The sequence below is a fragment of the Salipiger sp. H15 genome (assembly GCF_040409955.1).
Taxonomy (GTDB): Bacteria; Pseudomonadota; Alphaproteobacteria; order Rhodobacterales; family Rhodobacteraceae; genus Salipiger.
The window spans coordinates 1,337,693-1,364,165 of the sequence record NZ_CP123385.1 but is presented as its reverse complement, the minus strand read 5'-3'; the positions used below and the strand labels follow the sequence as shown (position 1 = coordinate 1,364,165).

25 protein-coding genes are annotated in these 26,473 nt (G+C 66.3%); 8 read left to right on the top strand and 17 right to left on the bottom strand.

The features are described from left to right. The first annotated feature begins 148 nt into the window (after positions 1-148). The 4 genes from PVT71_RS20680 to PVT71_RS20665 all read left to right on the top strand — a co-directional run bounded on the left by PVT71_RS20680 (position 149) and on the right by PVT71_RS20665 (position 5,112). On the top strand, positions 149-1,861 hold the full coding sequence (locus PVT71_RS20680; protein ID WP_353474358.1) for an aconitase family protein: 1,713 nt from the start codon (positions 149-151) through the stop codon (positions 1,859-1,861). Between the two features lie 50 nt (positions 1,862-1,911). Then, positions 1,912-2,871 carry a dihydrodipicolinate synthase family protein gene (locus tag PVT71_RS20675; protein WP_353474357.1) on the top strand — a complete coding sequence of 320 codons (960 nt, stop codon included), beginning with the start codon at positions 1,912-1,914 and terminating at the stop codon, positions 2,869-2,871. Next, entirely contained in the window at positions 2,862-3,794 is a 933-nt protein-coding gene (locus PVT71_RS20670; protein WP_353474356.1) for a proline racemase family protein, read from the top strand. Before PVT71_RS20675 ends, PVT71_RS20670 begins: the two co-directional genes overlap by 10 nt. Before the next feature lie 67 nt (positions 3,795-3,861). Beyond that, positions 3,862-5,112: an FAD-dependent oxidoreductase gene (locus tag PVT71_RS20665; RefSeq protein ID WP_353474355.1), complete on the top strand. Its 1,251-nt coding sequence runs from the start codon at positions 3,862-3,864 to the stop codon at positions 5,110-5,112. Positions 5,113-5,161: 49 nt separating this feature from the next. Here PVT71_RS20665 and PVT71_RS20660 read toward each other — a convergent pair whose 3' ends face one another. Then, on the bottom strand, positions 5,162-6,193 hold the full coding sequence (locus PVT71_RS20660) for a proline racemase family protein (RefSeq protein ID WP_353474354.1): 1,032 nt from the start codon (positions 6,191-6,193) through the stop codon (positions 5,162-5,164). Between the two features lie 162 nt (positions 6,194-6,355). Between PVT71_RS20660 and PVT71_RS20655 the strand changes: the two genes are divergently transcribed. Both PVT71_RS20655 and PVT71_RS20650 read left to right on the top strand, forming a co-directional pair. Beyond that, positions 6,356-7,015 (top strand): GntR family transcriptional regulator, encoded by a 660-nt coding sequence (locus PVT71_RS20655; RefSeq protein ID WP_353474353.1) that lies wholly within the window; start codon positions 6,356-6,358, stop codon positions 7,013-7,015. A 200-nt stretch (positions 7,016-7,215) separates the two neighbouring features. Further along, positions 7,216-8,691 carry an ATPase gene (locus tag PVT71_RS20650; protein ID WP_353474352.1) on the top strand — a complete coding sequence of 492 codons (1,476 nt, stop codon included), beginning with the start codon at positions 7,216-7,218 and terminating at the stop codon, positions 8,689-8,691. 84 nt (positions 8,692-8,775) lie between these two features. Here the strand turns inward: PVT71_RS20650 and PVT71_RS20645 are convergent, their stop codons facing one another. The 15 genes from PVT71_RS20645 to PVT71_RS20575 all read right to left on the bottom strand — a co-directional run bounded on the left by PVT71_RS20645 (position 8,776) and on the right by PVT71_RS20575 (position 22,522). Continuing rightward, a complete protein-coding gene (locus PVT71_RS20645) occupies positions 8,776-9,696 on the bottom strand; it encodes a type II secretion system F family protein (RefSeq protein WP_353474351.1) in 921 nt (306 codons plus the stop codon). A 27-nt stretch (positions 9,697-9,723) separates the two neighbouring features. Continuing rightward, complete coding sequence (locus PVT71_RS20640) at positions 9,724-10,689, bottom strand: type II secretion system F family protein (RefSeq protein ID WP_353474350.1); 966 nt, start codon at positions 10,687-10,689, stop codon at positions 9,724-9,726. Position 10,690: 1 nt separating this feature from the next. Beyond that, positions 10,691-12,040, bottom strand: a complete 1,350-nt coding sequence (locus tag PVT71_RS20635; RefSeq protein WP_353474348.1) for a CpaF family protein — start codon at positions 12,038-12,040, stop codon at positions 10,691-10,693. A 57-nt stretch (positions 12,041-12,097) separates the two neighbouring features. Beyond that, a complete protein-coding gene (locus PVT71_RS20630) occupies positions 12,098-12,658 on the bottom strand; it encodes a L,D-transpeptidase (RefSeq protein WP_353474347.1) in 561 nt (186 codons plus the stop codon). After that, a complete protein-coding gene (locus PVT71_RS20625; protein ID WP_353474346.1) occupies positions 12,655-13,830 on the bottom strand; it encodes a hypothetical protein in 1,176 nt (391 codons plus the stop codon). Before PVT71_RS20625 ends, PVT71_RS20630 begins: the two co-directional genes overlap by 4 nt. Then, positions 13,827-14,456, bottom strand: a complete 630-nt coding sequence (locus PVT71_RS20620) for a TadE/TadG family type IV pilus assembly protein (protein ID WP_353474344.1) — start codon at positions 14,454-14,456, stop codon at positions 13,827-13,829. Before PVT71_RS20620 ends, PVT71_RS20625 begins: the two co-directional genes overlap by 4 nt. Next, positions 14,450-14,923 (bottom strand): TadE/TadG family type IV pilus assembly protein, encoded by a 474-nt coding sequence (locus PVT71_RS20615; protein ID WP_353474343.1) that lies wholly within the window; start codon positions 14,921-14,923, stop codon positions 14,450-14,452. The genes PVT71_RS20620 and PVT71_RS20615 overlap by 7 nt, the downstream gene beginning before the upstream one ends. 99 nt (positions 14,924-15,022) lie before the next feature. Beyond that, a complete protein-coding gene (locus PVT71_RS20610; RefSeq protein ID WP_353474342.1) occupies positions 15,023-15,229 on the bottom strand; it encodes a hypothetical protein in 207 nt (68 codons plus the stop codon). Continuing rightward, positions 15,207-16,505 (bottom strand): type II and III secretion system protein family protein, encoded by a 1,299-nt coding sequence (locus PVT71_RS20605; RefSeq protein ID WP_353474341.1) that lies wholly within the window; start codon positions 16,503-16,505, stop codon positions 15,207-15,209. Before PVT71_RS20605 ends, PVT71_RS20610 begins: the two co-directional genes overlap by 23 nt. Before the next feature lie 205 nt (positions 16,506-16,710). Continuing rightward, positions 16,711-17,793, bottom strand: coding sequence for a Flp pilus assembly protein CpaB (gene cpaB / locus PVT71_RS20600; protein WP_353474340.1), 1,083 nt, complete (start codon positions 17,791-17,793; stop codon positions 16,711-16,713). A 196-nt stretch (positions 17,794-17,989) separates the two neighbouring features. Next, positions 17,990-18,232, bottom strand: a complete 243-nt coding sequence (locus PVT71_RS20595; protein ID WP_353474339.1) for a hypothetical protein — start codon at positions 18,230-18,232, stop codon at positions 17,990-17,992. A 329-nt stretch (positions 18,233-18,561) separates the two neighbouring features. Further along, a complete protein-coding gene (locus PVT71_RS20590) occupies positions 18,562-20,280 on the bottom strand; it encodes a pilus assembly protein TadG-related protein (RefSeq protein WP_353474338.1) in 1,719 nt (572 codons plus the stop codon). A 97-nt stretch (positions 20,281-20,377) separates the two neighbouring features. Next, entirely contained in the window at positions 20,378-20,863 is a 486-nt protein-coding gene (locus PVT71_RS20585; protein ID WP_353474337.1) for a prepilin peptidase, read from the bottom strand. Between the two features lie 12 nt (positions 20,864-20,875). Beyond that, positions 20,876-21,379, bottom strand: coding sequence for a hypothetical protein (locus PVT71_RS20580; RefSeq protein WP_353474336.1), 504 nt, complete (start codon positions 21,377-21,379; stop codon positions 20,876-20,878). A gap of 297 nt (positions 21,380-21,676) precedes the next feature. Next, the gene (locus PVT71_RS20575; protein ID WP_353474335.1) at positions 21,677-22,522 is read right to left on the bottom strand and encodes an arylamine N-acetyltransferase; all 846 of its coding nucleotides are present in this window, start codon (positions 22,520-22,522) and stop codon (positions 21,677-21,679) included. Between the two features lie 204 nt (positions 22,523-22,726). Here PVT71_RS20575 and PVT71_RS20570 point away from each other — a divergent pair, with 204 nt between their 5' ends. Continuing rightward, positions 22,727-23,200: a hypothetical protein gene (locus PVT71_RS20570; RefSeq protein ID WP_353474334.1), complete on the top strand. Its 474-nt coding sequence runs from the start codon at positions 22,727-22,729 to the stop codon at positions 23,198-23,200. After that, positions 23,197-24,540 carry a GAF domain-containing protein gene (locus PVT71_RS20565; RefSeq protein WP_353474333.1) on the top strand — a complete coding sequence of 448 codons (1,344 nt, stop codon included), beginning with the start codon at positions 23,197-23,199 and terminating at the stop codon, positions 24,538-24,540. Before PVT71_RS20570 ends, PVT71_RS20565 begins: the two co-directional genes overlap by 4 nt. A gap of 117 nt (positions 24,541-24,657) precedes the next feature. Here the strand turns inward: PVT71_RS20565 and PVT71_RS20560 are convergent, their stop codons facing one another. After that, positions 24,658-26,280 (bottom strand): hypothetical protein, encoded by a 1,623-nt coding sequence (locus tag PVT71_RS20560; protein WP_353474332.1) that lies wholly within the window; start codon positions 26,278-26,280, stop codon positions 24,658-24,660. Between the last annotated feature and the right edge of the window lie 193 nt (positions 26,281-26,473).

Below are 26,473 nucleotides of genomic sequence, written 5' to 3'. Positions count from 1 at the left end.
TTTCTTACCATGTGTGATCGTTTATGCAAATATTTGCGTTGAACGCAACAGTAGCAATCCGGACAGGCGAAAAGGAACGGTTTTGTTCCCTTTTTGCCAGACGATCCGGGTCCGCAGCGCAAAAACCGACCGACGGAAGGGAGCCGACATGCAGAGATCGATTGTTGCCGCAACGGTGCAGGGACCGATCCTTCTGTGTGACGAGGGGCTCAGCGTCTGGGGCGGGGTCGATCCCGTGACCGGCCGCATCATCGATGCACTGCACCCCCAGCACGGGCAGAGCCTTGCCGGCCACGTGGTGATGATGCCCACGAGCCGCGGCTCCTGCACCGGCAGCGGCGTGCTGCTGGGCCTTGCCTTTGCCGGGGCCGCGCCGAAGGCGCTGGTCTTCCGCGAGGGGGAGGACATCCTGACGCTCGGCGCGCTGGTCGCGGCTCGGCTTTTCGGCCACGAGATCGCTGTGCTGCGCCTTTCGGCCGACACCTATGACGCGCTGGCCCGCGAGAGCCACGCCGAGATCACCCCCACCCGCCTGCGCGCGGGCGGGCTCGACCGGGAGCTTTCCGGTGCGGAAGGCACCACGCTCGAGCTCACCGACGCCGACCGCGCCTTCCTCGACGGCGCCCATGGCGAGGCCGCCCGGCTGGCGATGGAGATCATCACCACCATGGCCGTGGCGCAGGGCGCGACCGAGCTCGTGGACGTCAGCCGCGTGCACATCGACGGCTGCATCTACGCCAGCCCCGCCTTCCTGACCTTCGCCCGCGCCATGGCCGACAAGGGCGGCCGGGTGCGCGTGCCGACGACGATGAACGCCATCTCGGTCGATCACGCCAACTGGCGCGCGCAGGGCGTGGCCGAGGATTTCGGCCTGCCCGCCAGCCAGCTTGCCGACGCCTATGTCGAGATGGGCGCGCGCCCGAGCTTCACCTGCGCGCCCTACCTGCTGGCGGATCGCCCCGCCGAGGGCGAGGACATCGCCTGGGCGGAAAGCAACGCGGTGATCTACGCCAACAGCGTGCTTGGCGCGCGCACCGTCAAGCACGCGGATTTCATGGACCTCTGCATCGCGCTCACCGGGCGTGCCGCCCGCGCCGGGGTCTACCTGCCGCAGAACCGCGCGCCGCGCCGGATCATCGACGTGACCCGGCCCGAGGGGGCCGACGATGCCTTCTGGCCGATGCTCGGCTGGCTGGCGGGCCAGGCCGCGCCCGACCGCATTCCGCTGATCCGCGGGCTGGAGGAGAGCGCGCCCTCCGAGGACGACCTCAAGGCGCTCTGCGCCGCCTATGGCACCACCTCGGCCTCGCCGATGCTGCACGTCGCCGGGATCACGCCCGAGGCGGGCCTTGCCCCCACGCCCGACGCCGACCGTGTCAGCATCGGACCCGAGGACTTCGCCCGGCTCTGGCGCGAGTTCAACAAGGGCGCGGCAGAGGTCGATCTCGTCGCCTTCGGCAGCCCGCATTTCTCGGCCAGCGAATGTGCTGCGCTCGCGGACCTGATGGACCGCCGGCAGGTGCACCCCAATGTGGCGGCCATCGTCACGCTCGGCCGGGCGACGCTGGAGGCGATCACCGCGAGCGGCGTCAAGGCGCGGCTCGAGGCGGCCGGACTCAGGCTGGTGCCCGACCTCTGCTGGTGCTCGATCTCCGAGCCGGTCTTCCCGCCCTCGGCCAAGGTCCTGATGACCAACTCGGGCAAATATGCCCATTATGCCCCCGGGCTCAGCAACCGCGCGGTGCGTTTCGGCTCGCTGGCAAACTGCGCCGAGACCGCCTGCACCGGGCGCGCCCCCGCGGATCCGCCGCGCTGGACACTTGCCAACGTGGCCTCGCCCGCCCCATCGCGCCGCGCGTGAGCGTCACGCCGGCAAGCCCTTCCACCCTGACCCACCCCACGGACATCCCCATGAACACAGACGCGTTTTTCGGCACCATCCCCGCCCTGCTCACCCCCTGCACCCCCGACCGCCAGCCGGATTTCGACGCGCTGGTGAAGAAGGGCAAGGACCTGATCGCGGCGGGCATGTCCGCGGTCGTCTACTGCGGCTCCTGCGGTGACTGGCCCCTGCTTACCGACGAGCAGCGCATGGAAGGCGTCGCGCGCCTGACCGAGGCGGGCGTGCCCGTCATCGTCGGCACCGGCGCGATCAACACCAAGTCGGCCGTCGCCCATGCCGCCCACGCCCAGAAGGTCGGCGCCGCGGGACTGATGGTGATCCCGCGCGTGCTGTCCCGCGGCCTCTCGGTCGCCGCGCAGCGCAACCACTTCAAGGCGATCCTCGATGCCGCGCCCGACGTGCCCGCGATCATCTACAACAGCCCCTATTACGGCTATGCCACCAAGGCGGACCTGTTCTTTGCCCTGCGCGCCGAGCACCCCAACCTGATCGGCTTCAAGGAATTCGGAGGCAAGGCGGATCTGAGCTACGCGGCCGAGCACATCACCTCGCAGGACGATGACGTGATCCTCATGGTCGGCGTCGACACCGAGGTCTACCACGGCTTCGTCAAGTGCGGCGCCGTGGGCGCGATCACCGGCATCGGCACGATCTTCCCGAAGGAGGCGCTGCTGCAGGTCGCCCTGTCGCGCCGCGCCGCGACCGGCTGCCCCGAGGCCGACATGCGCGCGCGCGAGCTGGCCGAGGCCTTCTCGGTGCTGGCGAAATTCGACGAGGGCGTCGATCTGGTGCTGTACTTCAAGCACCTGATGGTGCTCAAAGGCGAAGAGGAGTACCGTCTCAACATCAACGAGACCGACGCGCTGTCGCCGTCGCAGGCCGGGTTCTGCGAGGCGCAGTTCCACCAGTTCAACCGCTGGTTCGCGAATTGGTCCAAGCAGGGCGGAGTGATCGCCGAATGCATGTGATCGACAGCCACACCGGGGGCGAGCCCACGCGGGTGATCCTCGATGGTGGTCCGGACCTCGGGTCCGGGCCGCTGGCCGAGCGCGCCGCGAAGCTCGCCGCCGAGCACCGTGACTTCTACCGCTCGGTCAGCCTCGAGCCGCGCGGGCAGGTCGCCATGGTCTGCGCGCTGCTCGTCGAGCCGGTCGACCCCGAGTGCGTGACCGGCGTCATCTACTTCGACGCCGAGGCCGTGCTTGGAATGTGCGGCCACGGCACGATCGGGCTCGCGGTCACGCTGGCGCACATGGGCCGGATCGGCGCGGGCAAGCACAGGATCGAGACCCCGGTGGGCGTGGTCACCGTCGAGGTCCTCGACGCCAACACCGTCACCGTCACCAACGTCGAGAGCCGCCGCACGCAGGCGGGCGTCTCGGTCGAGGTCGAGGGGCTCGGCACCGTCACCGGCGATGTCGCCTATGGCGGCAACTGGTTCTTCCTTGTCGACCCGAGCCCGGTTCCGGTCGTCTCGTCGAACATCCGCCAGCTCACTGACATGACCGTCGCCACCCGCGCCGCGCTGAAGGCGCAGGGCATCGCGGGCGACACCGGCGGCGAGATCGACCACGTGATCTTCTACGGTCCGGCGGACAGCGCCGACGTGCACAGCCGCAACTTCGTGCTCTGCCCCGACGACGCCTACGACCGCTCGCCCTGCGGCACCGGCAGCTCGGCGCGGCTGTCCTGCCTTGCCGCCTCCGGCCGTCTCGGCGCGGGCGAGGAGATCGTGCAGGAAAGCGTCATCGGCAGCACCTACCGGCTGTCCTACGCCGAAGGCCCCAGGGGCGGCGTGATCCCCTCGATCACCGGGCGGGCCTACGTGATGGCCGAGAGCACGCTGCTCTTCGATCCGGCCGATCCGTTCAAGAACGGCATCACCCTCTGATCCAAGGCCCCGCGCCCGGCACAGTGGCGCGGGGGCCGTCCAGTTACTGCGCATTTCGAGGTCCGCGATGGCTGAGGCCAAGCACACTGAAATTCTTGTCATCGGCGCGGGCATCATCGGGGTGACCGCCGCGCTGGCGCTGCAATCCGAGGGCCGCAAGGTCCGCATCCTCGACCGCGCGGGCGTCGCCGCCGGAACCTCGGTGGGCAATGCCGGGGCCTTCGCCTATGCCGACGTCGAGCCGCTGGCGACCCCCGGCATCATGCGCAAGGCGCCGAAATGGCTGCTCGATCCGCTGGGCCCGCTGTCGCTGCGCCCCGGCTACGCGCTGCAGCTCACCCCCTGGCTGCTGCAGTTCTGGCGCGCCAGCCGCAAGGACCGCTACGCGGCCGCCGTCAAGGCGCAGTCCGAGCTGATGCAGGTCTCGCAGCAGGCGCAGGAGCGGCTGATCTCGCAGGTCTCGGGCGAGACGCTGATGCGCCGCGAGGGGCAGATGCAGCTCTACGAGGGCAAGGCCTCCTACGCGGCGAGCCTGCCGTCCTGGGAGCTGCGCCGCCGGCACGGCGTCAAGTTCGAGCTGCTGGAAAGCCCCGAGGCCATCGCCGAGATCCAGCCCGGAGTCGCGCGGCGCTTCACCCATGCCGGCTACACGCCCGAGTGGAAGAACACCGTCGATCCGGCGGTCTGGACGCGCCATGTCGCCGAGGCCTTCGTCGCGGGCGGCGGCACAATCGAGATCACCGAGATCCGCGCGCTGCGCCCGCTCGAGCACGGGGTCGAGGTCGAGACTGGCAACGGCACGCTGCGTGCCGCCAAGGTGGTGCTGGCCGCCGGGGCCTGGTCGCGCCGCATTGCCCGCTCGCTCGGCGACCGCATCCCGCTCGACACCGAGCGCGGCTACAACACCACCTTCCCCAGCGCCAGTTTCGATCTGCGCACCCACCTCACCTTCAGCGACCACGGCTTCGTCGTGACCCGCATCGGCGAGGGGCTGCGCGTCGGCGGCGCGGTGGAACTGGGCGGGCTCGACCTGCCGCCGAACTTCCGCCGTGCCGAGATCCTCGTGGAGAAGACCGCGAGGTTCCTCTCCGGTTTCGAGCCCACGGGTGGCCGGCAGTGGATGGGCTTCCGCCCGTCGATGCCCGACAGCCTGCCGGTGATCTCGGCCTCGCCGAAGTCGCCGGACGTGATCTACGCCTTCGGCCACGGCCACCTCGGCCTCACGCAATCGGCCGGCACGGCGCAGCTGGTCGCCGCGCTCTGCGCCGGGCGCGCGCCCGAGATCGACCTCTCGCCCTTCCGCGCCGACCGGTTCTGACCCCTGCCCTTCGCCGCGCCGGAGACGCGATCTCCGGCGCGGCATTTCCTCAGAACAGCTTCGGCCAGGTGTCGGAGATCCGGTAGCCGCCCGGCCAGGGATCGGACGGGTCGAGCATGTGCTGGTGCGTGCCGGTGATCCAGGCGCGGCCGCTGATCTCGGGGCGGATCGCCTCGAGCCTGCCGACCGTCCGGGTGCCGAGGATGCGCCCGGTGAATTCCGAGCCGATGATCGACTCGCCCGTGAGCCGGTCCTCCATCCCCATCTCGCCGCGCGCGTGCAAGAGCGCCATCCGCGCCGAGACCGCCGTGCCCGTGGGCGAGCGGTCGAGCTTGCCGGGCTGGATCGCCACCACCGACTGCGCCCGCAGATCGGCACCGTCGCGCCGGACCTTCCCGGCAAAGAGGCAGAAGGAATGGTGAGTCCAGTCGGGCTTTTCCGGGTGCTCGAAACGGTACCGGGCGTTGGCCGCGTTGGTGATGCGGATGCCGAGCTCGGCGATCTCGCGCGCCCGGTCCGCCACCAGCTCGACCCCCAGCGCCTCGGGATCGACCACCACGAAACTGTCGCCGCCGAAGGCCGTGTCGATGCGGATCTCGCCCAGCCCCGGCACCTCGAGCGGCACGTCGAGGCGGCTGGCGAAGGAGGGCAGGTTCTCGACATGGATGCGCTCGGCCTTGCCCTTCGCGCAGTCGGCCCGCACCCGCACCAGCCCGCCCGGCGCTTCGAGCACCATCTCGGTCACCGGCTCCTGCATCGGGATCAGCCCGCTGTCGAGCAGCACCGTCGCGACGCAGATCGAGTTCGAGCCCGACATCGGCGGCGTGTCCTCGGGCTCCATGATGATCCATGCGGCCTGCGCCTCGGGGTGCTTCGGCGGCACCAGCAGGTTCACGTGGCGGAAGACGCCGCCGCGCGGCTCGTTCAGCACGAAGTTGCGCAGGGTCTGGTCCTCGGCGATCCAGCGGCGCTGCTCCCAGAGCGTCGCGCCCGGCGGCGGGGCGACGCCGCCCACGATGACATCGCCGACCTCGCCCTCGGCATGGCACGAGACGACGTGAATGACCTTGCTGCTGCGCATCTTGCTCTCCGCTGTGCTTGCCCGGCCCGCGCGCGCCCGGGGCGACTCGCGGGAACCGGCTTTCCCATTTTGGATATTGGATCCAATATGGCGGGGAAAGTCCCTTTCACCGGCAGTTGTCCCGCCGCGCGTTCCGTGGCAGGTCGCAGCAAAGGAGCCGCGATGCGTTTCGAGAGCATAGACATTTCCCTGACCCGCTCGGCCTCGGACATCGTGTTCGAGGCGCTGCGCCGCGCCATCGTCCTTGGCGAGATGAAGCACGGCACCCCGCTGCGGCAGGAAGACATCGCCCGCGCCTTCAATGTCAGCCGGGTGCCGGTGCGCGAGGCCATCGCGCGGCTCGAGCACCTCGGCCTCGTCGAGACCCGGCGCTATCGCGGCGCGGTCGTCGCGCCGCTCCTGACGCAGGACATCGAGGAAATCTTCGACCTGCGCGCCCTTGTCGAAAGCGACGCCATCCGCCGCGCGGTGCCGCTGCTGAGCCCGCAGGACCTCGACACCGCCCGCGAAGCCCACCTCGCCTTCGCCGCCACCTCCGATCCGGTCGAGTGGATCGAACATAACCGGCGCTTTCACTGCGCCCTCTACGCGGCCGACCGGCAGAAACATTACATCGGCGTGGTCGAGACCATGCTGACGCTCAGCGACCGCTACCTGCGCTCGCAACTGCTGCTGTCGGACGGGCAGAAGAAGGCGGTCGCCGAGCACGGGGAAATCCTCGCCGCCTGCGAGGCGGGCGACGCGGACCGCGCCGCGCGGCTCGTCCGGTCGCACGTGCAGGAGGCCAAGACCTCCCTGCTCGAGGGCCTCGAGGCGCGGTGACCCGCGCGTTCGACCGGGCTTCGCGGCGCTGATCCCGGCCGCGCGAGACGGCGACGCGGCCCTTTTCGGGGCCCCGGCGCGGCCGTTTCACGAGATATGCAGTTTTTCCTACGTGAATTCGCAAATCCGGATTAGTCTGGCCGAGATAGAGTTATTTCAGACCACGATTTCGCGAGTGACATTTTTTGGAGGGTTCCATCGTGAAACTGTTTTTCAAGTCCTCGGACGCGCCCGCTTCCGGGAGCCGCAGCCAGACCCCGGCACCTGAAGCCGAAGCGGCCCGGTCCGGCGACATGGCAATTTCCGCCGACACCGCACTTTCCACCGACGAGCCGATCGCCACGGACGAGGTGATCACCCCACCGGCGCGGCCCGAGCCTTCCGCCGCCACGCCGCTCGCGGGGAGGCTGTTCCTTCCCGCGCCGTCGCCCAAGACAGTCGAGGAGACCGGGCTTTCCGAGAGCTTCCTGATCAACCACCTCTGCAAGGTCATGCACGCGGGCGGGACCCTGACCCCGGCGCAGATCGCCGACGTGGTGAAGCTGCCGAAACTGGTCTGCCGGCAGATCATCAAGCAGATGACCGCCCTCATGCTGGTCGAGGCGCAGGGGCTCGACTCCGCCGACATCAAGTCGGACATCCGCTACACGCTCACCAATCTCGGCAAGGCCTGGGCGCTGGATGCCCTCAACGTCTCGCAATACATCGGCCCGGCCCCGGTCACGCTCGACGCCTTCGAGGCGCAGATCCGGCGCCAGTCGATCAACCACGAGGAAATCCACCGCTCCGAGCTCGACCTGGCGCTGTCGCACCTCGTCATCCCGGACATCCTCAAGGCTCAGCTCGGGCCGGCGGCGAACTCCGGTCGGTCCATGCTGCTCTACGGCGAGCCGGGCAATGGCAAGACCTCGCTGGCGGAGGCGCTCGGCAAGTCCTTCCGCGACGTGGTGAGCTTTCCCCATGCCATCCTCGTCGGGCACCAGATCATCCGCTTCCACGACGAGACGCTGCACCAGGCGGCCGAGCTGCCCGAGGACCAGCCGCGGGGCGACATGCGCTGGGTGCCCTGCCACCGCCCCGTGGTCATCGCCGGCGGCGAGCTCATGCTGCACATGCTTGACCTCTCGTTCGAGCACACCGCCCGCTTCTACGAGGCGCCGATGCATCTCAAGGCGCTTGGCGGGGTCTTCGTGCTCGACGACTTCGGCCGCCAGGCAGAGCCGCCGCAGGCCTACCTGAACCGCTGGATCGTGCCGCTCGAAAAGGGCTTCGACATCCTGTCGCTGCACACCGGCAAGAAGTTCAGCGTGCCCTTCGACCAGCTCGTGGTGTTCTCGTCCAACATGATGCCCGAGGAGATGGGCGACGACGCGGCGCTGCGACGGATCTACTTCAAGATCCACGTGCCCTCGCCCAGCAAGGACGACTATTTCCAGATCTTCCGCAGCGCCTGCCACGACGTCGGCATCGCCTGGGAGCCCGAGGTGATGGAGCGGTTCTACGAGGACAAGTACGAGACCGCGGGCTTCGTGACCTCGGGCGCGCATCCCGGTTTCCTGCTGCGCCACATCCTCGCCGCCTGCCGCTACCTCGAACGCGAGCCGGTGCTCTCGCTCGACCTGCTGGAACTCGCCTGGCGCAACGTCGCCGCAAGCAAGCGGCGCGACCGCCGGTAGCGGCGCTCTCCTGCGCAAGAACGCCAAAGGCGCCGGCTCACCGCCGGCGCCTTTCTCTCGGCGCACGAGACGTGATGCGCGTCCTCAGCCCGGCGACAGCGTCTGGATGATCTCGAGAATTGTCATCATGATCGGGACCAGCACGATGAGCAGGCTGACCGGGAACATGCAGACGGCCATCGGGAACAGCATCTTCACCGGCAGCGCGTTCGCCTTCTCCTCGGCCTTCACGATGCGCATGTCGCGCATTTCCTTCGCGAAGGTGCGAAGCGTGCGGCTCACGCTCGCGCCCAGTTCCTCGGACTGGCGGAAGAGCACCGCCAGCGTGCGGGCCTCCTCGATCCGGACGCGCCCCGCGAAATTGTTCAGCGCCTCGTGGAGCGGACGCCCCGCACGGACCTCGAGGTTGATGATCGAGAGCTGCACGCCGAAATCCGGGACGGTCTGCAGGAATTCCCGGGTCACCCGGTCGATGGCCGCGTCGATGCTGAGCCCGGCGTCGACGCAGACCAGCAGAAGATCCATGAAGTCGGGGAAGATCTTGCGGAATTCGCGCATCCGCTTCAGCCCGATCCGTTCGAGGATCATCGAGCACAGCATGAAGACCAGCCCGCCGGCCATGGCGGCCAGCACGAGCAGCATCGAGCTGCTCACGCCCGGCGCGACCTTCTGCAACCCGAGGTGCACGCCGAGGAAGACCGACAGAGACGCCGCGAAGCGCAGCAGCTGGAACTTGGCGATCGCCGAACTCGAGAGGTATCCCGCCTGCACGAGGCGCATCTCGAGGCTGTCCTTGTGGCCGTTCTGGACCACGTCGAGATAGTAGCGCAGCCGCTCGTTGCCGGTGCCGAGCAGCTCGTCGATCTCGGATTCGCTGCGCCGTCGCCGGCGCGTATCCTCGATGTTGCGCCGCACGTCCTTGCGCTGGATGAGCGCGGTCAGCAGGGCAAAGCTCGCGATCAGCACCGCGACGAAAATCGCGATCAGGATCAGGTTCTCGTTCATCTCACACCTCCGCGGCCTTGCCTGCGGTCAGAAATCGAAATTCACCAGCTTGCGGACGATCAGCATGCCGATCGCCATGATCACGAGGCCCGTGGTGACCAGCGTCGGGCCGTGACCGCTGTCCCAGACAGGGTCGAAATACTCGGGCTCGAGCGTCTTGATCAGGTAGAAGAGGAAGAACGGGAACCCCATCATGAACCATGCGGTGATCCGCCCCTCCGCCGAGATCGCGCGGATCTTGGCCTTTAGCATCAGGCGGTCGCGGATCATCTTGGCGAGGTTCTCGAGGATCTCGGACAGGTTTCCGCCGGTGCCGCGCTGCACGCTGACGGTCACCGCCAGCAGCCCGAGCTCGGGTGCGCCGGCCCGCTCGATCATGTTCAGCATCGCCTGGTCGAGCTCGAGGCCGAAGGTCATCTGGTCGCTCAGGATGCCGAACTCCGAGCCGATGGGGTCGGGCATTTCCCGCGCCACCAGCGCGATCGCCGATGCCAGCGGATGGCCCGCATTCAGGCTGCGCACGATGATGTCGATCGCGGGCGCAAGCTGGCTGGTCAGCTTCTTGATCCGCGCCTGCCGGCGGCGGACGAGCAGAAGCCCCGACAGGGCGAGCATGAACACGAAGGCGAAGCCCAGGTTGAGCAGGCCGCCGCCGAGCCCGAGGACCAGCCGGCCGACGAAGAAGCCGCCGAGGAACAGGCCGACGAGAACCAGCAGGCGCTTGCCGAGGGGCATGTCGAGCCCCGTCTGCGCATAGAAGCGTCGCAGCGCGGAAAGAAGCGCCTCGCGGCCGCCCTGCCCGGTCACCCCGCGGCGCAGCAGCAGTTCCGAATAGGCGACCTCGGCCCCGCTCCGGAGCTTCAGCGCTTCGAGCCGGTTGCGGACCTCGAGCGAGTTGCGCCGCGCCGAGAAGACCGCGCGCAGGACTGTGTCGGTGACCAGCAGTACCGCCACGAAGATCAGGCCGTAGATGGCAATGGGGGCGTTCAGCATCTCAGAGGTCCTTCGACGGATCGAAATAGTCGGTGGTCAGCAGCAGCCCCATGGACTGCAGGTCCTCGAAGAACCGCGGCCGGATGCCCGTCGCGCGGAAGCTGCCGAGGATCCGGCCCTCCTCGTCGACGCCGGTGCGCTTGAACTTCATGATCTCCTGGAGCTGCACCACGTCGCCCTCCATGCCGGTGATCTCGGCAATCGAGGTCACGCGCCGGGTGCCGTCGCGCAGCCGCTCGAGCTGCACGATGAGGTCGACAGCCGAGGTGATCTGCGCGCGGATGCTGTTCTGGTTCATCGGCATCCCCGCCATGCCGACCATCTGCTCCATGCGGGCGATGGCGTCGCGCGGGTTGTTGGCGTGGATCGTCGACATCGAGCCCTCGTGGCCGGTGTTCATCGCCTGCAGCATGTCGAAGGCCTCGCCGCCGCGCACCTCGCCGATGATGATCCGGTCCGGGCGCATCCGCAGTGCGTTCTTCACGAGGTCGCGCTGGAGAATCTCGTTGCGCCCGTCCACCGTCGGCGGGCGGGTCTCGAGCCGCACCACGTGCGGCTGCTGCAGCTGCAGTTCCGCCGCGTCCTCGATGGTCACGAGGCGCTCGTCATGCGGGATGTAGGACGACAGGGCGTTGAGCATGGTGGTCTTGCCCGAGCCCGTGCCGCCCGAGACCACGATCGACACCTTGCCCTCGACCGCCGCGGCGAGCAGCGCCGCCATCCCGGGGGCGAGGGCGTTGTTGTCGACCAGCCGGTCTAGCGAATAGGGGCGCTTGGCGAACTTGCGGATCGAGACCTGCGGCCCGTCCACCGCGACCGGGCGGATCGCCACGTTTACCCGCGAGCCGTCGGCAAGGCGGGCGTCCACCAGCGGCGAGGATTCATCGACCCGGCGCCCGACCGAGGCGACGATCTTGTTGATGATCCGCAGCAGGTGGTCCTCGTCCTTGAAGCGGACCTTGGCGCGCTCGAGCCGGCCGAAGCGCTCGACGAAGACCGTGCCCGCCCCGACGATGAGGATGTCGCTGATGGTGTCGTCATCCAGCAGCGGCTCGATCGGGCCGAGGCCGAGCATCTCGTCGCCGATGCTGACGATCAGCGCATCGAGCTCGGCGGAGCTGAGCGGGAAATTGTGCTCCTTGGCGTAACCGCGCACCAGCGGGCGTAGCTCCTCGTGGATCTCGCTCTCTTCCATCGTGTCGAGGATCGAGAGGTTGATCTTGTCGATGAGGAAGCGGTGCAGCGTGACGCGCTCGTTGACGAAATCCGGCGGCTCGTAGGCGGCCGTGGCCACCTGCGCCGGCCGCGCCTTTTCCGGCGTCTTCAACGCGACGACCGTCTCTGCCGACACCGCCGGCGCTTCTGACTTCCTGAAAAACCGCCCAGCCATAGGGGTACCCTCCCTGCGTTACCGCACAATCACCTTCGTTCCGATCGCCACTTTCCCGAAAAGCTCGAGCACGTCCGCGTTCGACAGGCGGAAGCAGCCCGAGGTCTCGTAACCGCCGAGCGTGCCGGCGGAATTCGTTCCATGAATGCGGTAGAGCGTGTCGCGCCCGCCGCTGTAGAGGTAGAGCGCCCGCGCCCCGAGCGGGTTGTAGGGCCCCGGCGGCACGTAATCGGGCAGCGAGCCATTGCGCTTGCGCATCTCGGCCGGAGGATGCCAGCCCGGCCATTCCTCCTTGCGGCCCACGTAGGTCGTGCCGACCCAGGTGAAGCCCTCGCGCCCGACCGAGATCCGGTAGCGCTCGGCGCGGCCCTTGCCGAGGACGCGCAGCAGCGTCCGCTCGGCGTTCGAGATGATGATCGTGCCCGGCGCCTCGGCACCGTCGTAGCGCACCAGCTCGCTGCTGCGCGGGCCGTGGCTGCGCGGCACGCTTGCGGTCTCTGCCGCCGCCGCCGTCGCCGCCACCGCCCCGCCGAGCGCCGCGGCGAGCAGGCGCCGCCGCGTGAGCCGAGATCGTGTCATTTCGCCATCTCCGCGGTCATCTGTACCGCCTTCATGTATTTCGTCAGCGCCTTCAGGAAACCCGACCGGCGGCTCACTTCGCTCGGCAGGACGCCGCGGTCGAGCGCCTGGCTGACCTGCGCCTTCGCCAGCGGGACGAAATGGAACGGCGTCTCCTCGAAGAGCTCGCGCAGGCGCCGCTTGCCGATGCGCTGGCCGAAGAGGCTGGTCTCGTGCTTGTTGATGATCACATGCACCGGCACGTCGCGGCCCCGCAGCGCGCGGATGCGCGCGATCTGGTCGAGCGTGTGCTTGATCGCGGGCAGGTTCAGCTCGCAGACCAGCGTGAAGCTGTTCACCGCGGCGAACACGTCCTCCTTCCACTCGGTCTCGTAATAGGGGATGTCGAGGAACGTGTGCATGTGCTCGGCGCTGACCGCGTCGAGCATCCGCAGCACCAGCTCGTAGCCGTTGAGCTCGGTGTTCAGCTCGGGCCGCTTGAAGGAATAGAGGAAGAACCCGTTCTGGTGCTTCTTCTGGATCACCCGCATGAACTCGGGATCGACGCGGCGCGGCGTCGCGGCGACGCTGCCGAGGTTGAACTCATTCACCATGTTGATCGCGTAGCCGCAATTGCCGAGCGAGAAGTCGAGGTCGAAGAGCGCGACGGTGCCGCTCTTGCGCACGAACTGCGTCGCGGCCTTGTCGGCCATGCTCAGCGCAAGGGTCGTGGCCCCGGCCCCGCCGACCGCCGAGACCACCGCGTGCACGCGGTTGCTGCTGACCTGCCGCGTCCGCATCGCCTTCTGGATGCTGTCGATGAGGTCGCCGGCCTGCAGCGGCTTGGGCAGCCAGTCGTGGATGTCGAGCTTGAAGAGCCGCCGGGTTTCCTCGGTCGAGAGCTGCGGCGAGACGACGATGAGCGGAAGCTGCGGCGCCAGCGACCGGACGTCCGACAGCAGCTGCATCTCGGCCTCGGACAGCCTTTGCAGGTTGGCGATGATCAGGTCCGCGCTGTTTCCGGAGAGCTGCTCGGGCAGGCGCCCGGCGTCGAGCGGCGAAATCGTGAGGCGCGGAGAGAACTCGACCAGCGTCTCGACTTCCGAGCGATCCGCGCCCTCCCCGGTCAGCACCAGCATACGCGCCATCGGAATGTTGGCGATTGCCTTGGGTCCGTCGACTGTCATGTTCATGAGCAACCTCCTTCACAATCGGACAGGTCTTCGCTGGTGACCGCCACCGGGTTCGCCGGGATCGTGAAGGTTCCCAGCGCCGGGATGAGCGCGTCGAGCAGAAGAAAATCGAATGTCAGATTCCGCACTTCGAGCGTGACCGTGAGCACCGGGCCGAAGGGCCGCCCGACGTAGCCAAGGCCGGATTCCGTGTAGGTGATCCGGATGTTTTCCGGGCCGATGAAGGGGGCGATGTCGCTGATCCCGGTGATGCCCGACCCGCCGTCATCGCTGCCGGTCATCAGCCGCGCGAGCTCGGTGGCGTTGCAGGGGCTCGCCCCGGCGCCGCAGCTGACCGAACGGGGCAGGTTCGGAGAGGTGGGCAGCGGCACCGGGTCGCCCTGCCCGAGCCCCGCCGCGTATTGCGACAGCGTGCTGATGTCGGTGAGCGGCGTCGAGACCGCGGCACGGCGCGCGCCGACCTGCATCGCCTTCACGGTCTGGTTCCACTGGTACATCAACATGCCGAACTCGATCATCGCGCCCAGGACGAGCATGAGGACCGGCACGATCATCAGCGTCTCGGTCATCGCAAGACCGGACCTGTCGGCGACGAAGCGCCGCGGAAGCGAGGAGAGGGTCACCATCCGATCTGCCTCAGCTCGACCGTGTGGGAGATCGTCACCGCGTCCCCGAACAGCATCGTCATGGCGGCCGAGCCGGAATAGACGACCTGCCCCGAGACGACGACAAGATCGCCCGGCGCCGGGTTCGTCGGCAGGTCCGCCTTTGCCGGCGAGATGGTGATCTCCGTCGCATCATCCCAGCCCGGCACCCGGAGCGTCGTCCGCGTGGTCGGCCCGCCGTAGAAGGCGATGTTGCGCGCGATCGCCTCGGAACAGCTCGAGGTGAAATTGACGGTTTCCGGGCGGCACCGCGACCAGTAGCGGGCGGCATCGCGCAGCCCTGCCTGCATCTGCTCGCGGACCCAGAGGATGTTGCCGACCTCGAGCAGGCCGAAGGTGACGATGGTCATCACCGGAAACACGATGAGCGCCTCGACGAGGACAGCACCCCGTTCGTCGCCCCTGAATCCGCGTCTCCACTTGAACATATCAAAACTCGCATAAAAAAATTCACCTCGGGCCGAAAAATTTGCCCTGCGGGACCCGGATAAGACTGCACCCGGGTCCGGCGATCTTGTCGTGTCGGCTTAGCCGCCGGAGCCCACCGTCGTCCTGTAGGCCGCGGGCGGCCAGGCTTCGAGTTCCTGGATGGCGGTGTTGGCCTCCATGGCGTCCCCGCTGCGCGCGGAGGACGTGTCCCAGTTGTTCAGGTAGTCCGCCGGGCCGCAGGCCGACAGCAGCAGCGCCACCGCACCGGCGGCAAAGAGAGCCTTATTTCTTTGCGATGACGGCATCGTCGAACTCCAGATCGATCATGTGGCCATAGGGGCCGACGACGCCGGCACCCTCGCGGAAACGGCGCAGGAGATCACGGTCGACCTCGAGCATGCCGAGCAGGAAGAGCTCGATGTCGTTGGACGAGCGCGTGTTGTCGAGCGGCGAGCGCAGCGGTGTGTCCGGGCCGACCGGGGCCACGAGCCGCGGCGTCACGAGGATCACCAGGTCGGACTCGCGCTTCTCGAAGCTGCGCGAGCTGAACAGCGTGCCCAGCACCGGGATCTGCCCGAGCCACGGCACCTGGTCGACGCTGCGCGCGTTGTTCGCCTGCAGCAGGCCGGCGATGGCAAAGCTCTGGCCGTTGCGCAGCGAGACGGTGGTCTCGGCCTTGCGCGAGATGAAGGCAGGCTGGCCGTTCACCGAGACCGAGGGGTCGATGTCGCTGACCTCGGGCATGATGCGCAGGCTGATCAGCTGATCGTCGAGCACCACGGGTACGAAGTTCAGGCGCACACCGTATTCACGGTAGTCGGTGCTCTGCACCGCGGTGCCGTTCTCGTTCACCTGCGCCACGCTGATCGGCACCTCGCCGCCGACCACGAAGTTCGCCTCGATCCCGCTGGTGGTCACCAGCTTGGGGTTGGCGAGACGCCGCGCGAGGCCCTTCTGCTCGAGCGCGTTGATCACGATGTCGATCTCGAAGCCGGAGATCTCCAGCAGCTCGCCCACGGCGGTCCCGAAGGGCGTGCCCGACTGCGCCGCGAGGGTCGCGCCGTTCGTCACGAAGGCGGTCTCGCCATTGTCGCGCGTGCCGGTCAGGTCGACGCCCAGGCTGCGGCCCGAGTTGCGCTCGACCTCGAGGATGCGCACGTCGAGCTCGACCTGCTGCGCGCTGGCGACCTTGAGCGCATCGACCACCGGGTCGGCCGAGTACTGCGAGGCGATCTGCAGGATGCGCTGGCGGTCGACGTTGTCCTTCACCAGCCCCGAGACGCGAATGCGGTTGTTGACGTTGAGCACGTCCACCTGCGCGCTCGGCACGGTGCGGCGGATGACGTTTTCCAGGTCGCTGAAGTCGACCTGCACGCGGACGTCGATCACTTCGAGCAACTGCTTGTCGTTCGAGTAGAGCGTGACGTTGGTGAGCCCCGCGGTCTTGGCCTGGATGTAGAGCGAATTGTCGGTCAGCGGGAACACGTCCGCGATGTTCGTGTCGCCGATGACGATGTCCGCGAAGGGCTGGTTGGTGTTGACCGTCAGCGTCGTGCTGGGCGAAAGCACCACTTTCGACACGCTCCCGTCGTCGATGATGATGTCCTGGCTTTGCGCCGCCAGCTCCCCCGGCACCCCGGCAAGGGAACACAGCCCCAGTGCCAGGATGACCGCTGACCTTTCAATTCGACGTACCAACCACCTGGAAAGTGAACTCGACCAAATCATGACTTTGTCCCGCTGCTCGATTTTCTTGCCCGGCCCTCCGTCCTGCAGCGCTCCCCGCCTACTCTTTCAGCTGAACCGTCAGAAGTTCCGGCTCGCCGCTCATTCTGACGTCATGGGAGCCCGCAAAACTTGGCTGGACCTTGTATTCGTCACGTCGTCCGTCGCGGATCACGGTCACCGTGGCCTTTTCGGCTCTCGGCGGCGGCGCAACCACAACACGTTCGACTACCTTCTCAATTTCAACCGGTTTTGACTTCTCAATTTTATCCTCGACGCTGCCCAGACGATCGGAAATCCCGTCAAGAGTGCTTTTGAGCAACACTTGCATCTCGTCCAGCTGCCTGGAATTCTCGTCCGGGACCGCCTGGACCGGAACCGGGACCAAATCCTCGGCCACGTCGAAGTCGGAAAGATCGGCCAGCGTAATACGCTCGTTCGCCTCGATGTCATTGGAAGCGACATTGCGCAGCGCCAGCGAAAGCGTGCCGACGTTTCCGCCAAGCACCAGTTTCTGCGCCTCGGAGGTATTCACCTCGAACGTGACGGAGCGGACGACGCTCGGCTGGTCCTTCAATTCGTCGGCGATCTGGTCGATCGCCAATACGCGGACCCCCTGGAGCAGGACATCGACATAGGAGTCCTGGTTTTCGCCGCGGCGGGTCAGCAATACGTCGACCCGGTCGCCCGGAAGGACAAACCCGGCCACGCCCAGCACGTCGTTCACGCGGATGGAGATCGCCTTCATCCCCGGGCTGAGCGCGGTCGACATCTTGGCGCGCTGCCCCGGCATGGTGATCTTGCTGGCGAGGATCGGCTCGCCCACGGACATGTTGGTGAGCGCGAAACGCGCCTTCTCGTCGCTGTCGTCGGGCACGAGATCCGTGGCCTTCAGGAAGGCCCCCTCGGGCACGATCTCGCCGCTCCAGGCAATCTCGCGCAGCTTGGTCGGGATCAACCGCTCACCGAAGGAGATCGGCTCGCCCGCGACGACGATGGTGTGTTCCGGCTTGGCGGGGGTCTGCTGGCCATCGGACGACATCAGCAGGATGCGCTGGTCGTTGAGCCAACCCCGCGCGCCGAAGACGGCCAGCGCCGCGAGCGCGATTGCAACAATGAAACTGAGAACTACCGAGAAACGCATGGGTTTTCTCCTGAAGGGAAATACCTTTGCCGGAAATGAGGCCGAAAGCTCCACGGTCTTGCGCCCTGTGCAAGGCGTTCGAGCCCGGCGGAGAACTCAAAAGAGTTGGGAGAGTTATCCGATGCGGGGCGAAGCAGTATCTTCGCGCTACTCCCGCATCGGATTTGGTCAGTCGCAGCTCGACCGGACCTGGTCGTTACGGAGTCGGCGTGGTGACCGTCGAGCCCGGCGCGGAGATGTTGGTCAGGATCCAGCCTGCCCACTGCGTCCAGGCAATGTTCAGGTTGTCACCGAAGAGCGTGACCGCCGCGATGACGCCACCGATCAGCAGGCCCAGAACGACCAGATATTCGGTGAGCGCCAGGCCGTCTTCATCACGGCGGAAACGCTGCGCGATGTCCTTGGCGAAAACCGGAACCATTTTCAAACGTACAAACATGTGTTTCTCCATAAAATGAGCGCTCACTCCGAGCGCAGGATCGTTACAAGACTTCCAGGATCAAAGGCGCCCAACAATCTGCACCTTATGACCAAAAGTCTGACACAATATCGACAGCAAGTAAATATGATTTGCACCAGGATCTGAAATTGCGGAACAGATTTCACGAATTCGAACAAACTGATTACGAATATAGCAACAATCAATGGAAACGTTGCCCCTCGAGATGCTCTTAAGTCGAGAATCCCGGAATTCTCAGGACACAAATCAGAATCAATTCACGAATCGTCAGATAAAATATGCCGCCAGAGCAATTGATTTGACCCGACTCAGCGGACGAGAACCGCCTCCTGGCGAATGAAAGTCTCGAGCGTTCCGTTGCCGCCATATCCGGTAATATCGATGATCTCGACGTCGATCGTCATATCGACACCCGGGGAATAGCTCATCATCGGTCGTGCCATGAAGATGCTGGCATAGCTGTTCACCGGCAGCTCGCTGCGGCCGCTCTCGTCCGCATTGGTGCCGCAGTCGATGATTGCCGCGACCAGGACGCGCGGGTCCGGCAGCTCTTCGTCCACCACGTTGTCCGGATTGCACAGCGCGGCCCCGCTCTCGCCGTTCGGCGAGGGATTCGTGACCGCGGGATTGCCCGGCGCGCGGACCTCGTAGAGCGGGACCTGCGATCCGTTCACCGTCACCTGCGTCCCCAGCTCGTACTGGTAGACGTCATAGCGCGACGCGCCGACCGTTCCCGGGCCCGAATAGCCCTCGACCGTTCCCGGGAATGAGCTTGGAATGTCCGCGTAGACCGGCGCGTAGCTGCCGTAGTTCCGGTCGAGGTAGGTCTGTCCGCTCCATGCGCCGCGGCCGATATAGGCCCCGGCCACGTCATCGGCAGTAACCGAGCCGCCGGTCGCCGGCGCCTGCATCGTGAGGTTGTCCGGCAGCCCATAGGCATAATCCGTGACCCCATTGGCATTGAAGCCGACACCCGGTGTCCAGACGTGATCGTCCCCAATGACGGCCTTGCTGTTGATCGAACCGCCTTTCATCACGCAATTGTCCACCTTGTTGCCCTGCGTGGCCGGCAGGATGCCCTTCCTGACGTTGAGCGACGTGCGGACATTGAAGGGCTCCTGCCCCTTGACGCTGCCCGAACTGTAGGGACCGGCGAACATGTCGAACCGCGTATTGATACCGCTCCGGATCGAATTGCTGGCCCCCGGCTTCGTGGTGACACGGTCAGAGGAATAGCAGGTCTGGTTCCGCCGCCCCGCGAAATAGTCGTTGATCGAGCGCGCGCCACCACTCGGACTTTCAGCCGTCGAGACATTCGCGGCGCTCACGTCGAGAAATCCGAAGTTGCCCGGCATCGGCGTTTCATTTCCGGAAGGGTGCAGGCGAATCAGGCGCCCGTGCAGGTCTCCATTCTGGAACGCGAGCTGCAGGCCATCCCCGACATAATTTCCGGACGAATCATATTCGAAGGGATTGCAGATGAAGAGCGGCGGAATATCGCAGGCGGCCGATTCAGCTTTCGCCACGGCGACAGCGGCCACCGGAACACCTCCGGCGACGGCATTCAGCGCCCGCGCGAATAGCGTCTCGAGATCCGCGGATTGCGCCTGGACGAAGACATATTCCGCCTCTGCGGGATCCGATGTCGTGTGATTGGTGAGCCATGCTGCGTTGATCGGCGTCGTGTCCAATTCCGGAATCTCGTCGAGGAATCGGACATAGAACGGCGAATCCGTTGCGTCATATCTCAGGGAAATGGGCGTGGTGCTGGCGAATTGCAGCAGCGTCACCGAATTGTCGAGCTGCGCCATCGCATTGCGCGCCCTGTCCAGGGCATCGGCGCCACCGTCGAGTTCGCGGGCACCGGCCAGCGCCACGGCGTCAGCCGCCGCCTGGAGATCCGCGTGCGCGTTATTGCCCCGGCCGATATCGAAAAGAATCAGCCCGAACCCAAGGAAAAGTGGAAGCAGCAGCAGGGAAAAAATGAGAATGAAGCCGTCCTCGGCCCTGCGAAACCCTTTAAACATATTCATCTTTCCGAACTGGTTACCAACGGGGTGCGCCAGAACAAGCGGCAAAAGTCACGTTCAATGTAAGACCAGCTTACCTCATTTTTGCCGAAATTCAAACATTCCAAATAGCATGTATGAAGAGGACCGGCGCGCCCGCCAGCGCGAGAAGCACGCCATAGGGCACGCGCCCCTCGGCCTTCATGCGCGCGAACCACCCCCAAGGGCCTGTTTCTGCGCGAAATTTCCAGAAGATGACGATCAGCAGGTAGAATACCAGAGACAGCACCATGAGCAGGACGGCGAAGGGAAGAACGCCCTGCACCCCGAGCATCATCCCCAGCGGCAGCATGAGCTTGACGTCCCCTGCCCCGAGGGCGCGAAGGAGCCACATGACGAAGCCGACGCCGAACAGCAGCCCGCCCACCAGCAGATCGCCGGGCAGGGTCGGGAAGAGCATCGCGCCCTGGGCCAGGACATAAAGGCCGAGCATGGCGAGCACGGTGGCGTTGCGGATGCGGAAATGCCGCGCGTCATGGACCGCCACCCAGCCGAGAAGCCCGACGGCGGCCAATTGCGCGAGCGTCGATATCACCTCCATGGAGATATCGCGTCAGATGCCGCGCAGATCTCCGACCGCGCGCTTCGGCGAACTCACCGAATTCCTGAGAAGTTCGAGATTGTTCGCGGTGATCGGATTGGACGGATCCTTTTCGTAGGCGGCAAGGAAATATTTCCGGGCCGCCACCAGCTCTCCGCGCAACAGCATGGAGTAACCGTAATTGTTCAGGAATTCCACGCGTTGCCCGATGACCGGCTGCAGGCGGCGATAGGCGTAATCCGCACGCTCGAATTGCCGCAGCATGTCCGCGCTTGCCGCGTATCCAAGCCATGCCTCGGTATCGTCCGGCACGACGTCCAGAGCTTCCTTGAACAGCTTGTAGGATTTCCCGTAGTTTCTTTCCCGGAACTGCATCTTGGCCGAAACCAGAAGCTGATCATCGGGATAGAAACCGAGGCTCGCCGTGTCCTTCGTCGACAGAGTCCGATCACTGTAGGATGCGTTCTCGCAAGCGCCGAGCGCCAAGATTACCGAAAGTACCAGTACCCGCTTCATCCCCTGCTCCCCGTTACACCGTTTCTCGTGCCCCACTTGTCGCCCATGCTAGGACGATGCGGAAAGATCGCGAAAAGGTATTCAATAAGGACAATTCATCAGGCGGAAGCTGTTGCAAGTTATCCACAAGACCGCCTGCAGGCCATATTGCGCCCGGCGCACCCTGCATTTGTTCAATCTCGGACATTCACGCGCAAAGAGGTTGCTTTCCACGCTCGGGCCCTCTCCCTGACGGAGAGAGCCCGTTTCGCGGGACGGAAGGTCCTGCGCCTCGCGAACAAGGCGCAGGTGCGCGTGTCAGGCGGCCTCGCTCCGGACGCGCGACTGGACCCGCGCCCAGATGTCTTCGGGTTTCGGGACATCGAGGTCGAAGACCGTCTCCAGAATCTCCGCCAGATGCGCGGCCCCGGTCACCTGCCCTTCGAAGACCTTGCCGGAGGTGACGCGGCGCAGCTGGTCGTTCTGCAGCGCGACATAGCCGTCCTCGGTATGCCGCATCACCGCGAGCGCGTTGGTGAAGGGCGAGCCGGGGTCCTGCATCAGCCAGGCATGGGCGGCGGTCATCGCTTCCTCGTCGGCGTGATCGGGGCGGAAGTCGAAGCTCCTCGCGATGCCCTGCGGGTGGTTGTTGAAGCGCAGCCAGCCCCCGTCCGCCTCGGTGATCTCGAAGTCGAAGCCACGCTGGCGGATTGGTCCGAGCGCAAGCGGCACCGGCTCGAAGATGGCATCCGCCACGCCGACCTCGGCGAGGTAGGGGCGATCGAGGTCGACCCGCAGCGTCAGGTGGTTGCCGACCGCCATGTCCCCGAGCATCTCGCGGTGCACGCCGCCGCAAAGCCGGGTGACGCGGAAGCCGAGCCCCTGCAGCACCGCGCCGAAGAGGCCGTTCATCTCGAAACACCAGCCGCCGCGCCGCTGCAGGACCATCTTGTCGAAGGCGGCCGCGGGCGTGAAGCCCGAGGGCCAGCCCATGAAGGCATCGAGCGCCTCGAAGGGGAAGGTCAGCAGGTGGGCGCGGTGCAGCTGAGTGAGGCTCTGCAGGTCCGCCTGCACCGGCCGCGCCATGCCGATCCGCGCGAGATAGGTGTCGATCTGGCTCTGGCTCAGCGTGTAGTCGTCCCTGATCGGGGTCATCTGTGTCATCTGTCGGTTTCCTCTGGACGGGCGCGGGGTCCGGCCCTGTTGCTGTGTCTCGGTGCGGCTTGGTCCGCAGGCTCGCGGGCCACCGACCGGGATGGCGCCTGAATACCGCCACTGGAAAACCGGCGTTCCTAAATGAATGCGCAAATCGGGTCCGGATATCTTAAAAGATTGCTAAGTGATTCCGGACCAGCGGCGGTTGCGGCCTTGAACGTTGACGACAGGCTTCTCGACTTCTTCGACCGGCCGCTGATGTGCATCATCGCGGCGACGGACGGCGGCGGGCGACCCGCGGCCGGTCGCGGCATCGGGTTCGCGCTGCACGAGGATCGCGCGACCATCGACCTGCTCTTTTCGGCCTGGCAATGGCCGCGGCTCGAGACCTGCATCCGCGAGGTCGGAAAGCTTGCTGCCACATTCGTGAGCCCGTCCGACTATGTCAGCTTCCAGTTGAAGGGCGCGGCGGTCCTGCGCGCGCCGGGCGCGGCGGATCGCGAGAGCGCCGGGCGCTTCATCGCCTCGGCGACGCGCGAGCTTGAATCGCTCGGCGTGGCGACGCCCCTGATCGAGCAGTGGCTCACCGCCAGCGACGCGCGGGTCGCCCGGATGAGCATCCGCGAGATCTACCACCAGACGCCCGGCCCGCTTGCCGGGATGAGTGCCGGAACGGGTGCCCGATGAACCTGCGCCTCGCCGATCTCTCGGCCTGTTTCGAGGGCGTCATCCCTTCGATCATCGCCACCGCCGCCGCCGACGGGACGCCGAACATCTCCTACCTGTCGCACGTGCTGCGGGTGGATGACGACCACGTGGCGATTTCCAACCAGTTCTTCGCCAAGACGGCGGCAAACGTGCGCGCAAACACGCAGGTCACGCTGATCCTCGTCGACGGCACCACCGGCGAGCAATACCTGCTCGACATCGGCTTCCAGCGATCTGTGGAGAGCGGCGCGCTGTTCGAGCGGATCGCCGGCCAGCTCAAGGCGAGCAGCGCGCAGGTCGGCATGTCCGAGGTCATGCGGCTGCGCAGCGCCGACATCTTCCGCGTCCACGCCATCGAGAAGGTGCCCTCGCCGGTGGAGTGCCGCCCTGCCCCGCGCCGCGACCCGGTCGATCTGGCCGCCCTGGCCGAGGCTGTCGCCGGGATCGAGATGCAGGCCGCCGCCGACGGGATCATCGACAGCCTGCTGGCGGGGGTCCGGCAGGTGCTCGGCCACGAGCAGGCGCTGGTGCTCATCCGCGACGGCGCGTCCGGGGCGCTGGTGACGACCGGAAGCATGGGTTACGCGCGCTCGGGCCTCGGCTCCGAGGCTCCGGGCGGCGCGGGGCTGATCGGCGAGGCTGCGGCCAGCGGCCGAGCGATCAAGGTCAGCGACATGAGCAGGGTCCGCCGCTTCGGAGAGGCGATCACGCTCGAGGCCGAAGCAGACGCCTCGGAAAACGCGACCCGCTCGGTCGCCTTCCCGCAGCTGCCCTCGGCGATGAGCCAGATCGCCGTCCCGATGATGTCCCGGGGAGTGTTGACCGGGGTGCTCTTCGTCGAGAGCCCCGAGCGGCTCGCCTTCCGCGAGGAGGACGAGGCCGCGCTGCGGATCCTCGCGGCCCAGGCCGCGACCGCGCTGCGGGCGAGCGAGCAGGAGGCGGCGGCGGCAGAGCCGGGGCGACTGCGCCCCCGGCCGCTCCCTGCCCCGGGCCGGCAGGTCCGCGTGCTTCATCATGGCTACGACGACAGCGTCTTCGTCGATGGCGTCTACATCGTGAAGGGGGTCGCCGGGATGCTGCTGCGCATGATGCTGGACTGGCACCTGAACGAGGGCAGGAGCGAGTTCACCAACCGCGAATTGCGACTGGCCGCGGGCAGCCGGATGCCGGAGATCAAGGACAACCTCGAAACCCGCCTGCTTCTGCTGCGACGGCGGCTCGAGGAAAAGCAGGCACCCGTCCGCGTGCTGCGGGTCGAGCGGGGGCGGCTGCGGCTCGACATCGACGGCGCGCTGTCGCTGGAGTCCGGGCCGGAATAACGCCGTGGCCCTTAGCCCCCGCGCGTCAAGCCTCGGTCAGAACGGAGCCGCATCCGTATGTCACCGCGGGCGGCGCGAGAGGCACGCCGCCCGGAAGGTCCGAGACCCGTTCGGCGATCAGGCCAGCACCGTGTCGACCGCAGTGAACTCGAGCGCGTCGATGCGCATCGGCTCGTTCGCGCGGTCGCCGGAGCCGACCAGCATGATCTCGTCGCCGGCCTCGAGCTCGACATTGTCGATCACGTGGGTCGTCTTGGTCATCCAGTTGGCGAGGTTGCTGCCAAGATCCGCCCGCCAGTGCCAGGCGTCGAGCACCTTGCCGTTGAGACGGACCTCTAGATAGGACACGCCGTCCGCCTCGTCGAAGTACTGGACGCCGATGTCATAGGTGCCCGAGTCCCCCTTGAAGGTGGTCGTCGCCTCGGCATCGCGCAGCGCGCTGAGCACCTTGCCGTCGGAGGCGGCCATGAGCCGCGCGACGTCGAAGCCTTCCTTGATGTCGAAATCCTCGGCCTCGATGATGAAGGAGTCGGGCCCCGCGGCGTCTTCGGCGACGAAGTCGGAGCTGTCGACCGAGACGGCGTAGCGGCTCGGGGCCGGACCCGAGCCATCGAGCAGCGAGTTGATGTAGTCCTCGATATTGGCAAGCCCGTCCCCGTCCGCATCCCCCTGCGCGTCGGACTTGTGGGCATCGGAGCCGAGCAGCTGCTCGTAGGCGTCGGGGATGCCGTCGTCGTCGCTGTCCCTCAGCGCCGAGGAACTGCCGCGGTCGAGGTAGCCGCCGACATCGTCCGGCGAGTCGATGATGCGCCCGTCGTCGTCCACCACCGAGTCGATGATGCGCTGGTCGATCCGGCTGCGCTCGCCGTCGATGATCACCCCGGCGTGCGACAGCACCCACTCGCGGACGTCCTCGCTGGGGATGATCTCCTTGGTGGCCGGATCGAAGACATAGCCGCTCCTGATCTTGTCGGTGGCAGTGCCGCCGACCTCCGAGCTGTTGTCCGAGACGTAGAAGGCGTTACGGCCATCACCGTCGTTGAAGCGGATCGCGGCGCGCCCGTTGGAATCCGCGCCGGAAATCATCACGTTGCCGATCGCGTGGACGCTGCCGCCCTGGACCTCGAGCCCCTGATGGCCATAGTTGTAGACGACGTTGTTGATGTACTCGATATGCTCGGAGGCATCCTTGACCACCGCATTGCGCTGGTCGTTGCTGGCAAAGAGATTGCCGATGATGCTGATGTTCTCGCTCCCGTCGCCGATCAGCATCCCCATGCTGTGCTCGCCCTTGGGATGGATCGAGCGGTCGAGCCCCTCGGCGATGATGTTGTTCGACCAGGTGACGTTGCTCGGCCGGTTCCAGGTCGAGGTATTCTCGTCGACCGCCCAGGTGATCGAGTTGCTGTCGATGATCACGTCCTCGACCACCCTGCCACCCTTGCCGACGGAGATGCCGTCGCGGTTGTCGGGATCGTAGCCATCCCGGGACTCGCCCGGGCGCAGGTTCATGCCCCGGATGATCACGTTGCTGTCGACCACGCGCAGGCGCGCGCCGGTGACGGTGATGCCCCCGGGCGCGGTCTGCCCGGCGAGAGTGACGTCACCGTTAATTTGAATTTCGTCCTTGAGGTCGATTTGTCCACCAACGGCGAACACGACAATGCGCGGGCCATCGAGATCCTCGAGGGCCCAACGGAGCGATCCCTCGCCGGATCCGTTGAGATTTGTGACCTTCACGACGTCACCGCCACGTCCGCCGGTCGCACCGGCTCCGAAGCCTTGCGCTCCTTCGAACGCGAGATTTTCCCAGTTTTCAACGCTCATTTGTAACTTTGTCCCGAATTGCTGCTTTGGTTTGCAAATGCTTGGTCCATCTTGAAAATCGATTGGACGCTGCATCCACCCAGAGGTGCCTTTCGATTGGAAGCCT